Here is a 12,548-nt window from a genome sequence, read left to right as displayed (position 1 = left end):
CCCGCGACCCGCAGACCGTCAGCGGCAGCATCGAGCGGCTGGTGAGCGAGCGCGGCTGGCAGGCGCCGGTGGCGGTCGGCGGCGTGATCGGGCGGTGGGACCAGGTGGTCGGCGCGGACGTGGCCGCCCACTGCACCGCGGAGACCTACGAGGACGGCGTCCTCACGGTGCGCGCCGACTCGACGGCGTGGGCCACGCAGGTGCGGCTCCTCTCCCCCACCGTGCTGCGCCGCCTCGGCGAGGAGCTCGGGGAGGGCGTCGTGGAGCGCCTCGTCGTGCGCGGCCCCGCCTCCCCCACCTGGCACAAGGGCCCCCGGACGGTCTCCGACGGGCGGGGTCCGCGCGACACCTACGGGTGACCGGCCGGAGGGCCGGCGGGCGCTCCCCGCAGCCGCCGCGCTGCGGCGCCCGGGACGCCGGTCCCGTACCCGGACACGTCCGGGGCACCGTTCGGGGCTCAGACGCGCCTCCACGCGCCACGACAGGCCATCCCTGTGCGTGCGGACGGGCTGCCGCGGACCCGCAGGCGGTATGATGATCGGGTGCGCCCGCTGCGTGGGCGCGCCCTGGACGAGGAGGACCGTGGCCGAGCCCACCCAGCCCATCGACGACGCGCCCGAGGCGCTCCCGAGTCTGGCGGACGTCGTCGACGCCCCGGTGGACGAGGCGTCCGCTGCGGCGAACCCCACCAGCTACGACGCGAGCGCGATCCAGGTCCTCGAGGGCCTCGAGGCGGTCCGCAAGCGGCCCGGCATGTACATCGGCTCCACCGGCGAGCGCGGACTGCACCACCTCGTCTACGAGGTGGTCGACAACTCCGTGGACGAGGCGCTGGCCGGCCACGCGAGCACGATCGACGTCACGCTGCTGGCCGACGGCGGCGTCCGCGTCATCGACGACGGGCGCGGCATCCCGGTGGACCTCCACCCGGTCGAGGGCCGTCCCGCGGTCGAGGTCGTGCTGACGGTGCTGCACGCGGGCGGCAAGTTCGGCGGCGGCGGCTACTCCGTCTCCGGCGGCCTGCACGGCGTGGGCGTCTCGGTGGTCAACGCGCTGAGCACGCGCCTGGAGGTCGAGGTGCGCCGCCAGGGCTTCGTCTGGCGCCAGGGCTACTCCCACGGCGTGCCCGAGGCGCCGCTGGCCAAGGGCGAGCCGGCCGACAGCACCGGCACGACGGTGACCTTCTGGCCGAGCCCGCAGACGTTCGAGACAGTCGTCTACGACTTCGAGACGCTGCGCGCCCGCCTGCAGCAGATGGCCTTCCTCAACAAGGGGCTGACCATCTCGCTGCGCGACGAGCGCGCGCCCGACCCGGTCGAGGGCGAGGAGGCCCCCGAGGCCGAGGCCCCGGACGGCTCGGGGAAGGGCCGGTCGGTGACCTACCGCTACGACGGCGGGCTCGTCGACTACGTCAAGCACCTCAACGCGAGCAAGCGCAACGACGTCGTCCACGACCAGGTCATCTCCTTCGAGACCGAGGACGCCGACAAGCGGATGTCGGTCGAGGTCGCGATGCAGTGGACGACGGCGTACTCCGAGAGCGTCCACACCTACGCCAACACGATCAACACCCACGAGGGCGGCACCCACGAGGAGGGCTTCCGCGCCTCCCTGACCGGCCTGGTCAACCGCTACGCGCGCGCCGAGAAGCTGCTGCGCGAGAAGGACGAGGCGCTGACCGGCGACGACGTCCGCGAGGGCCTCACCGCGGTGATCAGCGTCAAGCTCGCCGAGCCGCAGTTCGAGGGCCAGACGAAGACCAAGCTCGGCAACACCGAGGTCAAGGGCTTCGTCCAGCGCGAGGTCACCGAGCGGCTGACCGACTGGTTCGCCCGCAACCCCGCCGACGCCAAGGCCGTGGTGCGCAAGTCCATCAGCGCCTCGCAGGCCCGCCTGGCCGCCCGCAAGGCGCGCGAGGCGACCCGGCGCAAGGGCCTCATGGACGGCGTCGGGCTGCCCGGCAAGCTCAAGGACTGCCAGTCCAACGACCCCACGCGCTGCGAGGTCTTCATCGTCGAGGGCGACTCCGCCGGCGGCTCCGCCGTGCGCGGTCGCGACCCGGAGACGCAGGCGATCCTGCCGATCCGCGGGAAGATCCTCAACGTCGAGAAGGCCCGCCTGGACCGCGCCCTGGGCAACCAGGAGGTGCAGGCGCTCATCACCGCGTTCGGCACCGGCATCGGCGAGGAGTTCGACCTCTCCAAGCTCAGGTACCACAAGATCGTCCTCATGGCCGACGCCGACGTCGACGGGCAGCACATCACCACGCTGCTGCTGACGCTGCTCTTCCGCTACATGCGCCCCCTGGTCGAGGCGGGGCACGTCTACCTCGCGCAGCCGCCGCTGTACCGGATCAAGTGGTCCAACCGCGAGCACGACTTCGTCTACTCCGACCGCGAGCGGGACGCGCTCGTGGCCGACGGCCAGGCCGCCGGCGGCCGCCTGCCCAAGGAGGGCGGCGTCCAGCGCTACAAGGGCCTGGGCGAGATGAACTGGGACGAGCTGTCCCGCACGACCATGGACCGCGCCCACCGCACCCTGCGCCGGGTCTCGCTGGACGACGCGGCCGCCGCGGACTCGATCTTCGCGGTGCTCATGGGCGAGGACGTCGAGTCCCGCCGGTCCTTCATCCAGCGCAACGCGCACGACGTGAGGTTCCTCGATGTCTGAGACCACTCCCCCCACCGAGGTGCCGCCGGGCGACGACCGCGTCGAGGCGGTCGACCTCCAGCTGGAGATGCAGCGCTCGTACCTCGACTACGCGATGAGCGTGATCGTCTCCCGCGCGCTGCCGGACGTGCGCGACGGCCTCAAGCCGGTCCACCGCCGCGTGCTGTACGCGATGTTCGACGGCGGGTACCGCCCCGACCGCCCGTACTCCAAGTGCAGCCGCGTCGTCGGCGACGTCATGGGCCAGTACCACCCGCACGGCGACACGGCGATCTACGACGCCCTCGTGCGCCTGGCCCAGGACTGGTCGCTGCGCTACCCCCTCGTCGACGGCCAGGGCAACTTCGGCTCCCCCGGCAACGACCCGGCCGCGGCGCCGCGCTACACCGAGTGCCGGATGGCGTCGCTGGCCATGGAGATGGTCCGCGACATCGACCAGGACACGGTCGACTTCGCCCCGAACTACGACGGGCGCACCCTCGAGCCGACGATCCTGCCGAGCCGGTTCCCCAACCTGCTCGTCAACGGCTCCTCCGGCATCGCGGTCGGCATGGCGACGAACATCCCGCCGCACAACCTGCGCGAGGTCGCCTCCGGCGTCCAGTGGGCGCTGGCGCACCCCGAGGCGAACGACGAGGAGCTGCTCGAGGCCCTGCTGGCCCGCGTGCAGGGCCCCGACTTCCCGACCCGCGCGCTGATCATGGGCCGCCGCGGCATCGAGGACGCCTACCGCACCGGCCGCGGGAGCATCACGATGCGCGCGGTCGTCGAGGTGGAGGAGATCCAGAACCGCCAGTGCCTGGTCATCTCCGAGCTGCCCTACCAGGTCAACCCGGACAGCCTCGCCTCGAAGATCGCCGAGCTCGCCAACAGCGGCCGCCTCGCCGGCATCGCCGACGTGCGCGACGAGACCTCGGGCAAGACCGGCCAGCGCCTGGTGATCGTCCTGCGCCGCGACGCCGTGGCGAAGGTGGTGCTCAACAACCTCTACAAGCACACCCAGCTGCAGGAGAACTTCAGCGCCAACATGCTGGCGCTCGTCGACGGCGTGCCGCGCACCCTGCCGCTCAACGCCTTCGTCAAGCACTGGGTCGCCCACCAGCTCGACGTCATCCAGCGCCGCACCCGCTACCGCCTGCGCCGCGCGCAGGAGCAGGCGCACATCCTCCAGGGCTACCTCAAGGCCCTCGACGCCCTCGACGAGGTCATCGCGCTCATCCGGCGCAGCCCGACCGTCGAGGACGCCCGCACCGGCCTCGTCGAGCTGCTGACGATCGACGAGCTGCAGGCCACCGCGATCCTCAACCTCCAGCTGCGCCGCCTGGCCGCGCTGGAGCGGCAGAAGATCCTCGCGGACTACGAGCAGCTCCAGGCCGAGATCACCGACTACGAGGACATCCTCGCCCGGCCCGAGCGGCAGCGGCAGATCGTCGGTGACGAGCTGACCGAGGTCACCGACCGGTACGGCGACGACCGGCGCACGCGGATCGTGCCCTTCGAGGGCGACATGTCCATGGAGGACCTGATCCCCGAGGAGGACGTGGTCGTCACGATCACCTCGGGCGGCTACGCCAAGCGCACCCGGGTCGACGCCTACCGCTCCCAGCGCCGGGGCGGCAAGGGCGTGCGCGGGGCGCAGCTGCGCACCGACGACGTCGTCCAGCACTTCTTCACCACCACCAGCCACCACTGGCTGCTGTTCTTCACCAACCTCGGCCGGGTCTACCGGACCAAGGGCTACGACCTGCCGGAGGGCGGGCGCGACGCCCGCGGGCAGCACGTGGCGAACCTCCTGGCCTTCCAGCCCGGCGAGCGGATCGCGCAGGTCCTCGACCTGCGGGACTACGCCCAGGCGCCGTTCCTCGTCCTCGCCACCAAGTCCGGCCTGGTCAAGAAGACCCGGCTGAGCGAGTACGACTCCAACCGCTCCGGCGGCGTCGTGGCGATCAACCTCCGCGAGGGCGACGAGCTCGTCTCCGCGCGCCTCGTGGGCGACGAGGACGACCTGCTCCTGGTCTCCCGGCACGGGCAGTCGGTGCGCTTCCAGGCCACCGACGACGCGCTGCGCCCGATGGGGCGGGCCACCGCCGGCGTCACCGGGATGCGCTTCCGCGAGGGCGACGAGCTGCTGGCGATGGACGTCGTCCGCGAGACCACCTCCGAGGACGTCTTCGTCGTCTTCGAGTCGGGGATGGCCAAGCGCACCGCGGTCGGCCAGTACCGGGTCCAGGGCCGCGGCGGCTACGGCATCAAGGTCGCCAAGGCCTCCGAGCGCGGCGGCGACCTGGCCGGCGTCCTGCTGGTCGGGGAGGACGACGAGGTGCTCGTCGTCATGCAGCGCGGCAAGGTCGTGCGCTCGCGGGTCAGCGAGGTGCGCCCGACCGGGCGGGACACGATGGGCGTCAGCTTCGCCCGCGTGGACGCCGGTGACGCGATCATCGCCGTGGCGCGCAACGTCGAACGCGCCGCTGAGGCCGAGATCGAGGGTGACGAGGGCGCAGATGGCGTAGCGTCTGGCGCACTCGACAGCGGAGGTGGGGCGTGAGCCCGTCCGAGAAGACGCAGCCCCGGCTCGGCGGCGCGACGGCGGAGTTCGCCGCGCCCGCCCCGGCCCCCGCTCCGGCGCGCCCGGCACCCGACCAGGGCCGCGCTGCCCGCGAGGCGGTCGACGCCGGACGCGTCGAGGAGCAGGTCGAGGAGCACGGCGAGCATGCGGAGCACGGGGAGCACGGCGGCGCTCCGCGGCGGGTGCGCCTGACCGTCGCGCGGATCTCCCCCTGGTCGGTGGCCAAGCTGTCCTTCCTCCTGTCGGTCGCCCTGGGCGTCGTGCTCGTCGTGGCGGTCGCGCTGCTGTGGTCGGTGCTGGACGCCATGGGCGTCTTCAGCGACGTCGACGGCGTCATCCGCGAGGTCGTGGGCACCGAGAGCGACTTCTCCCTCATGGACGTCGTCGGCCTCGGGCGGGTCCTGTCGGTCACGGTGTTCGTGGCCGTCGTCGACGTCGTGCTGCTCACGGCCCTCGCCACCCTCGCCGCGGCCATCTACAACGGGGCCAGCGCGCTCGTGGGCGGCCTCCGGCTGACCCTCAGCGACGACTGACCCGCGGCTGGGGTAGTCTTCCCGCTGCCGCACGCCGCGAGGCGGCGCGGCACGGGCCTATAGCTCAGTTGGTCAGAGCGCTTCCCTGATAAGGAAGAGGTCACAGGTTCAAGTCCTGTTAGGCCCACCCACACCCAGCTCCCTCGGGGGGCGTGGCGCAATTGGTAGCGCACCTGCTTTGCAAGCAGGGGGTTAGGGGTTCGAGTCCCCTCGCCTCCACCCCCGACACGGCCCCGGACCAGCGCTCGCGCGGGTCCGGGGCCGTCGTGCGCCAGGCCCGGCCCGTGCTCGCCCTGTGCCCGTCCTAGGCCGGTCCCGAGCGCCCGTGGGCTCCCCCGTCGGCGTGCCGCGCGCTCCAGCGCCGCCACAGCGCGAGGACGGCGTCCGCTCCGGCGCCGAGGGCCAGCCCCGCGGCGAAGCCGAGGACGACGTCGCCCAGCGCCAGGCCCAGCGCCGGGCCGCAGCACACCCCGACGGGCGTCCCTGGCCCCACCTGCCAGGACGGCGGCCGCTGGGCACCGGAGGTCAGGTCCATGGCCCCATCCTTACGCCGTAAGCGCGCTCCGGCGACCCGGCCCCGCCAGCCGGTCCTCCACGCAGGAGAGGCGCGGCCCCAACGGGCCGCGCCTCTCTCGCGTGCTCCCCCTGGGGGGGACGGGTCACTCGGTGGGGCGGCTGCCCTTCCCGGTGGACGGCGGCGCGCTGCCGTCGTCGGGCGCCGTGGAGGCGTCCGTGCCGACCACGCCGAGGCTCTCGGTGCTGGCGGGCGCCTGCGAGCCGGTCACGGCGCCCTCGGTCGCCGGAGACGCCGTGGAGGTGCCCTCAGCGGCGGACTGGGCCGCCTGCGCGGCGTCGGAGCCGTCCGGCGCGGGGGTGCTGACGTCGGAGCTCGTGCTGGCCAGGGAGCCCGAGCCCAGGGCGTCGCCCGAGCCGGCGCTGCTCAGCCGGCTGCTGTCGGTGTCCACCCCGGTGCCCGGCGCGGTGGCCGGCACCCACGGGTCCACGGAGGTCTCCTGCTGGCGCTTCCAGACCGCCCAGCCCGCGCCGGCGGCCGCGCCGACGGCGCTGACCACGAGCAGCGAGCGGCCGATGCGGCGCACGAGGCTCGGCTTCTCGGGCTGCTTCTGGGCAGCTCGGGCGCGCTGCTGCGCGACCTCCAGGGACGAGCGGCTGGCCACGGCGGCGGCGTCGGTGCCCGCAGCCGCCTTGGCGGCGCCGGCGGCCACGGCCGCGCCGATCACCTCGACCACGCGCGGCAGGAACTCGTCGACGATCTTGTCGCGGGTCGCGTCGACCTTCGGGCCGAGCGCGCTCGCGGCCTGCTCCACGCGCGGGGCGGCCGCGGCGACCCCGTTCTCCTTGGCCTGGGCCAGGGTGGTCGCGCCGCGCTCGCGCGCGTCGGCCAGGCGCGGGCCGGCCCACTCGCGGGCGTCGGACACCCGGGGCCCCGCCCACTCCTTCGCGGCGCTGGCGGCCACCGAGGCGCCCGCGCGAGCGGACGCCGCCACGGGGGTCACCCGCTCGATCACGCTGCTCGCCCCCTGGCGCGCGCCGGCGGAGAGCAGGGCGGCCGAGCCGGCCACCTTCTCCTTGGCCGCTGCGGCGCTGAGCGCCGACGCGGCGGCGGACTTCTCCGCGCTCCTGCTGAAGTGCTTCTTGGCTGCTTCCGCGCGGTCTGCGCGGCTCGTCGTCCCGAACACGCGTCCTCCTCCAGGGCCCGGATGCCGGACCGTCGTCGAAGGTCCATCCTGCCGCGCGCCGGCCCTGGACGCCCACCGAGATCACCACCGGGATCACCACCGGGATCGCCACCGGGACCACCACCGGGCAGGTGGGAGGATGAGCGCATGGACGCGACGCTGCACACCAACCACGGCGACATCCGGGTGACCCTCTTCCCCGACCACGCGCCGAAGACCGTGCGCAACTTCACCGAGCTGGCCACCGGCCAGCGCGAGTGGACCGACCCGCGCACCGGCGCCCCGCGCACCGAGCCCTTCTTCGACGGCCTGACCTTCCACCGGATCATCCCGGGCTTCATGGTCCAGGGCGGCGACCCGGTCGGGAACGGCACCGGCGGGCCGGGCTACGAGTTCGACGACGAGATCCACCCCGAGCTGGCCTTCGACGCCCCCTACAAGCTCGCCATGGCGAACGCCGGCAAGCGCGGCGGCAAGGGCACGAACGGCTCGCAGTTCTTCATCACCGTGGCGCCGACCACCTGGCTGCAGGGCAAGCACACCATCTTCGGCGAGGTCGCCGACGACGAGTCGAAGGCCGTCGTGGACGCCATCGTCGCCGTGCCCACCGGCGCGATGGACCGCCCCGTGCAGCCGGTCGTCATCGAGTCGGTGACCGTCTCCGCGTGACGTCCTCGACGAGCCCGTCGTGAGCGCGGCGCCCGAGCCGGGACCGGGACCGGCGGCCGGTCCGCCGGTCCCGGTCTGCCCGCGGCACCCCGACCGCGAGTCCTACGTCCGCTGCCAGCGCTGCGAGCGGCCGGTCTGCCCGCAGTGCCAGCGGGTGGCCCCGGTCGGGGTGCAGTGCGTGGACTGCGTGGCCGAGGGCGCCCGCGGCGTGCGCGAGGCCCGCACGGCGTTCGGCGGGCGCCTCCACCAGGGCCGCCCGGTCGTGACGCTCGCGGTCGTCGGCCTCTGCGTGGCGGCCTACCTGCTGCAGCTCGGGCTGGGGTCGGCGTTCACCTACCGGTTCGGGTTCGCCCCGGTGGTGGCGGCCCAGGAGCCGTGGCGGTTCGTCACCGCGGCCTTCCTCCACTCCCCCAACTCCATCACGCACATCCTGTTCAACCTCTACGCGCTGTGGCTGACCGGGCCGTACCTCGAGTCGCTGCTGGGCCGGGCGCGCTTCGCGGCCCTGTACCTCGTGTGCGCCGTCGGCGGCTCGGTCGGCTCGCTGCTGCTCGCCTCCCCCGACGGCCCCTCGTGGGTGACCCTGTCGGTCGGCGCGTCGGGGGCGGTGTTCGGCCTCTTCGGAGCGCTCCTCGTGGTCCAGCGCCGGCTCAACCAGCGCTCGGGCCAGATCATCGCCGTCGTGGCGATCAACGGCGTCATCGGCTTCGTCGTGCCCGGCATCGCCTGGCAGGCGCACCTCGGCGGGCTCGTGACGGGCGCCGCGCTGGCCGCCGTCCTGGCCTACGCGCCGCGCGAGCGGCGCACCGCCGTGCACGTGGCGGGGACGGCGGCGGTCGTGCTGCTGCTGCTGGTGCTGGCGGTGGCCCGCCTCGTGCTCGCCTGAGCGCGCGGCGTCAGCGCCAGCGCGTGGTCATCGCGAAGCCGACGAGGACCAGCGCGAAGCCGGCGACGAGGTTCCACGCCCCGATCCCGGGGACCGGGTACTGGCTGCTGCTCAGGTAGAAGACGACGAGCCACACCAGGCCCGCGACCATGAGCGCGAGCATCGTCGGGACCCACCAGCGCGGGCTCGGCCGGGGGCCGCTGACCGGCGCTGCCGGCGCCGTGTACGGGGCCTTGCGGCGGATCCTCGACTCGGGCACGGGTCCTCCTGCTCCTGCTGCGGTCCGACCTGCGCCGACGCGGCGCGTCGGAGGTCCTCCGTCGACTAGCGTAGTCGCCGGAGAGCACCAGGAGGAGCCGCCGACATGCTGCAGACGCTGCGCGCCCCCGGGCGCCGTGCGCTGCTGCGCCACGCCTCGGTCGTCGGGGTCCTGGCCCTGGCGGGCGCACTCTTCGCCACGAGCGCCCGCACCGCCCAGGGCAGCGACCTGCGCGCCGAGGCCACCGACCTGCCCGGGCTCGTCGCCGAGGAGCAGCAGCTCGTGCAGCGCCGCGACGAGCGCGTGGCCGGCCTGCGCCAGGAGGTCGAGGCGCTGACCGCGTCCGTCCAGGACCCCGCGGTGCGCCGGCTCCAGCGCGCCGGCGACGAGCTGGCGCTGCCCGCGGGCACGGCGGCGGTGACCGGGCCCGGCCTGAGCATCACCCTCGACGACGCGCCGACCGGTCGGCCCCAGGCCGAGGGCACCGCCACGGAGTCGCTGATCGTGCACCAGGAGGACCTGCAGGCGGTCGTCAACGCCCTGTGGGCCGGGGGCGCGGAGGCGATGACGCTCATGGGGCAGCGCATCATCAGCACGAGCGCCGTCCGCTGCGTGGGCAACACCCTGAAGCTCCAGGGCCGCGTGTACTCCCCGCCCTACACCGTCGAGGCGGTCGGCGACCCCGACGCGCTGCGCGCGGCGCTGGCCGCGTCCGAGCCCGTCCAGCTCTACCGCGAGGACGTCCAGCGCGTGGGGCTGGGGTGGGACCTCGAGGAGCGCACCGACCTCCAGGTGCCGGGCTGGGAGGGCTCCCTGGAGCTCGTCCACGCCAGCGCCGTGGACCCCGCCAGCGAGAGCCGGGAGTGAGCGCGCGCCTGCGGGCGGCGGTCGGTGCGGTCGGAGAGCTGTGCATCACCGCCGGTGCCCTGCTGCTGCTGTTCGTGGCCTGGCAGCTGTGGTGGACGGACGTCGCGGCCGCGGACGAGCAGCGGGCCGCGGTCGCCGCGGTGCAGCAGACGTGGAGCGGTCCGGCGCCGCAGGTCGAGCCCGCGCAGGCGCCGGCGGAGCCGCCCGTGCTCCCCGAGCCGGCCCAGGACGGCGACGGGTTCGCCATCGTCCACGTCCCGCGGTTCGGCGAGGGCTGGCAGGTGGCGGCCGAGCAGGGCGTCGGGCTGCGCGCGGTGCTCAACGACGGCGTCCTCGGCCACTACCCGGGCACGGCGATGCCGGGCGCCCTGGGCAACTTCGCCGTCGCCGGCCACCGCACGACCTACGGCGCGCCGCTGAGCGCGATCGCGGACCTGCAGCAGGGCGACCCGATCGTCGTCGAGACCGCGGACGGCTGGTACGTCTACCGGGTCCGCGGCACGGAGGTCGTCACCCCGGACCGGGTGGACGTCATCGCCCCGGTCCCCGGCGACCCGGCCGCCGCGCCGACGGAGCGGCTGATCACCCTGACCGCGTGCCACCCGCGCTTCTCGGCCCGCCAGCGCTACGTCGTCCACGGTGTGCTGGACTCCTTCTCGGAGCGCGGCGGGCCGCCGCCCGCCGCGCTGGGCGCGAGCAGCAGCGGGGGGGTGTGAGCGTGTACGGGTGGCTGTGGCGCCGCCTGCCGGGCCCGACGGCCCTGCGGGTCGTGCAGGCGCTGGTGCTCGTCCTCGTGGTGGTGGCGGTGTGCTTCGGCTGGGTGTTCCCCGCCGTGGCCCCGCACCTGCCCTTCAACGACGGAACGGTGGGGGAGTGAGCAGCGTGAGCCGCATCCTCGTGGTGGACAACTACGACAGCTTCGTCTGGACGATCGTGGGCTACCTCGAGCAGCTGGGCGCCGAGTGCACCGTGGTGCGCAACGACGCGGTCGCGGTCGAGGCCGCGGACGACGTCGACGGCGTCCTGCTCTCGCCGGGCCCCGGAGCCCCGTCCCAGGCCGGCGTGAGCCCGGACATGGTGCGCCGCTGCGCCGCCACGAGCCGGCCGCTGCTGGGCGTGTGCCTGGGGCACCAGGCGCTGGGGGAGGTCTACGGCGCGACCGTCACCCACGCCACGGAGCTCCTGCACGGCAAGACCAGCGAGGTCGTCCACGGCGGCACCGGGGTGCTGGCCGGGCTGCCGGTGCCCTTCACCGCCACCCGCTACCACTCCCTCGCCGTGGTCGAGGAGACCGTGCCCGACGAGCTCGTGGTGACCGGCCGCACGCCGGGAGGCGTGGTCATGGCGCTGCAGCACCGCGAGCTGCCCCTGTTCGGGGTGCAGTTCCACCCCGAGTCCGTCCTCACCGAGGGCGGGCACCGGCTGCTCGCGAACTGGCTGGCCGCGACGGGCGACGCCGGCGCCGTGGAGCGCTCGACGGGGATGGCGCCGCTCGTGCGCCGCTGAGGCGCTCGCCTCAGCCGTTCCGGCCCTGGCCGTTGCCCTGCCCGTTGCCCTGCCCGTTCCCCTGGCCGTTCGCGGCCGAGGTGGCGGTGTCCGTGGCCTCCTCGCCGTCGTCCTCGCCGTCGTCCCCGCCGTCGTCCCCGCCCTCGTCGGTCGGCGTCTCGGTGGGCGTCGGGGTGGGCGTCGCGGTGGGCAGGGGCGCGGCCGCCACGACCAGCCGCACCCGGCCACCGGCCTCGACGGAACCGGCCTCGGGCGTCTGCTGCAGCACGGTGCCCAGCGCCTCGGAGCTCGGCTCCTCGGAGATGGTCACGCTGAAGCCGAGGTCCTCGAGCTGGGCCTGGGCCTCCTCGACCGGCGCGCCCACGACGTCGGGCAGCTCGACCTCGCCGCTGGAGATGACGAGGTTGACGGTCGCGCCCGGCGCGACCTCGGTGTTCGCGGCCGGGTCGGTGCGGATCACCCGGCCCTGCTCGACGTCGCCGTTGCTCTCCTCCGTGACGTCGCCGTCGCGGAAGCCGTTGCGCTGGAGGGCCAGGCGCGCCTGGGACTCGGTCTGGCCGGCCACGTCGGGCACCGGGAGGGCGTCCGGGCCGGTCGAGACCGTCAGGGTGACCGTGGAGCCCTCGTCGACCTGGGAGCGGGCGCCCGGGTCCTGGTCGATCACGGTGCCGACGGCGGCGTCGTCCGCCGCCTCCTCCTTCACGACGGCGAGGCCGAGACCCTCGAGCTGGGTCTGGGCCTCCACGACGTTGACCGTCGTGACGTCGGGGACGGTCACCTGGTCGGGGCCGCTGTAGCGGACGAGCGCGAAGACGACCGCCGCCACGAGCAGCAGCCCGAGCGCGACGAGGCCCACGACGAGCCCGGTGCGCCGGCGACGGGGCTGCTCGGC

Annotated in this window: 14 protein-coding genes and 2 tRNA genes; 12 read left to right on the top strand and 4 right to left on the bottom strand. The window is 74.4% G+C overall.

Annotation, left to right across the window (positions count from 1 at the left end; translation table 11 throughout):
• From AC5FZL_RS11005 to AC5FZL_RS10980, 6 genes are all read left to right on the top strand, one after another.
• A partial coding sequence (locus tag AC5FZL_RS11005) for a DciA family protein (protein ID WP_493618628.1) occupies positions 1-359 on the top strand: 359 nt, incomplete at its 5' end.
• 175 nt (positions 360-534) lie between these two features.
• Positions 535-2,670, top strand: coding sequence for a DNA topoisomerase (ATP-hydrolyzing) subunit B (gene gyrB / locus AC5FZL_RS11000; protein ID WP_493618627.1), 2,136 nt, complete (start codon positions 535-537; stop codon positions 2,668-2,670).
• A complete protein-coding gene (gene gyrA, locus AC5FZL_RS10995) occupies positions 2,663-5,215 on the top strand; it encodes a DNA gyrase subunit A (RefSeq protein ID WP_493618626.1) in 2,553 nt (850 codons plus the stop codon). The genes gyrB and gyrA overlap by 8 nt, the downstream gene beginning before the upstream one ends.
• Complete coding sequence (locus AC5FZL_RS10990) at positions 5,212-5,769, top strand: DUF3566 domain-containing protein (protein WP_493618625.1); 558 nt, start codon at positions 5,212-5,214, stop codon at positions 5,767-5,769. Before gyrA ends, AC5FZL_RS10990 begins: the two co-directional genes overlap by 4 nt.
• 53 nt (positions 5,770-5,822) lie before the next feature.
• Positions 5,823-5,896, top strand: a tRNA-Ile gene (locus AC5FZL_RS10985).
• Between the two features lie 19 nt (positions 5,897-5,915).
• Positions 5,916-5,988, top strand: a tRNA-Ala gene (locus AC5FZL_RS10980).
• Between the two features lie 85 nt (positions 5,989-6,073).
• Here the strand turns inward: AC5FZL_RS10980 and AC5FZL_RS10975 are convergent.
• Both AC5FZL_RS10975 and AC5FZL_RS10970 read right to left on the bottom strand, forming a co-directional pair.
• Positions 6,074-6,304 carry a hypothetical protein gene (locus AC5FZL_RS10975; protein ID WP_493618624.1) on the bottom strand — a complete coding sequence of 77 codons (231 nt, stop codon included), beginning with the start codon at positions 6,302-6,304 and terminating at the stop codon, positions 6,074-6,076.
• A 124-nt stretch (positions 6,305-6,428) separates the two neighbouring features.
• Positions 6,429-7,469 (bottom strand): hypothetical protein, encoded by a 1,041-nt coding sequence (locus tag AC5FZL_RS10970; protein ID WP_493618623.1) that lies wholly within the window; start codon positions 7,467-7,469, stop codon positions 6,429-6,431.
• A gap of 147 nt (positions 7,470-7,616) precedes the next feature.
• On the opposite strand from AC5FZL_RS10970, the gene AC5FZL_RS10965 reads away from it, so the two are divergent.
• Together AC5FZL_RS10965 and AC5FZL_RS10960 are read left to right on the top strand one after the other, a co-directional pair.
• The gene (locus tag AC5FZL_RS10965; RefSeq protein ID WP_493618622.1) at positions 7,617-8,138 is read left to right on the top strand and encodes a peptidylprolyl isomerase; all 522 of its coding nucleotides are present in this window, start codon (positions 7,617-7,619) and stop codon (positions 8,136-8,138) included.
• Positions 8,139-8,157: 19 nt separating this feature from the next.
• The gene (locus AC5FZL_RS10960) at positions 8,158-9,024 is read left to right on the top strand and encodes a rhomboid family intramembrane serine protease (protein ID WP_493618621.1); all 867 of its coding nucleotides are present in this window, start codon (positions 8,158-8,160) and stop codon (positions 9,022-9,024) included.
• 10 nt (positions 9,025-9,034) lie between these two features.
• On the opposite strand, the gene AC5FZL_RS10955 is transcribed toward AC5FZL_RS10960, so the two are convergent.
• Complete coding sequence (locus tag AC5FZL_RS10955; protein WP_493618620.1) at positions 9,035-9,283, bottom strand: cell division protein CrgA; 249 nt, start codon at positions 9,281-9,283, stop codon at positions 9,035-9,037.
• A gap of 105 nt (positions 9,284-9,388) precedes the next feature.
• On the opposite strand from AC5FZL_RS10955, the gene AC5FZL_RS10950 reads away from it, so the two are divergent.
• From AC5FZL_RS10950 to AC5FZL_RS10935, 4 genes are read left to right on the top strand one after another with little or no spacing between them, the layout of a single operon-like run.
• On the top strand, positions 9,389-10,150 hold the full coding sequence (locus tag AC5FZL_RS10950) for a DUF881 domain-containing protein (protein ID WP_493618619.1): 762 nt from the start codon (positions 9,389-9,391) through the stop codon (positions 10,148-10,150).
• On the top strand, positions 10,147-10,866 hold the full coding sequence (locus tag AC5FZL_RS10945) for a class E sortase (RefSeq protein ID WP_493618618.1): 720 nt from the start codon (positions 10,147-10,149) through the stop codon (positions 10,864-10,866). The genes AC5FZL_RS10950 and AC5FZL_RS10945 overlap by 4 nt, the downstream gene beginning before the upstream one ends.
• Positions 10,863-11,027 (top strand): hypothetical protein, encoded by a 165-nt coding sequence (locus tag AC5FZL_RS10940; RefSeq protein ID WP_493618617.1) that lies wholly within the window; start codon positions 10,863-10,865, stop codon positions 11,025-11,027. The genes AC5FZL_RS10945 and AC5FZL_RS10940 overlap by 4 nt, the downstream gene beginning before the upstream one ends.
• Before the next feature lie 5 nt (positions 11,028-11,032).
• On the top strand, positions 11,033-11,656 hold the full coding sequence (locus AC5FZL_RS10935; protein WP_493618629.1) for an aminodeoxychorismate/anthranilate synthase component II: 624 nt from the start codon (positions 11,033-11,035) through the stop codon (positions 11,654-11,656).
• Between the two features lie 10 nt (positions 11,657-11,666).
• On the opposite strand, the gene AC5FZL_RS10930 is transcribed toward AC5FZL_RS10935, so the two are convergent.
• Positions 11,667-12,548: PASTA domain-containing protein (locus tag AC5FZL_RS10930; RefSeq protein ID WP_493618616.1), on the bottom strand; the 882-nt coding region annotated here is incomplete at its 5' end.

It is taken from the genome of Quadrisphaera sp. DVD1 (assembly GCF_058932755.1).
The sequence above is the reverse complement of the archived record's forward strand: the minus strand, read 5'-3'. Positions and strand labels throughout refer to the sequence as shown.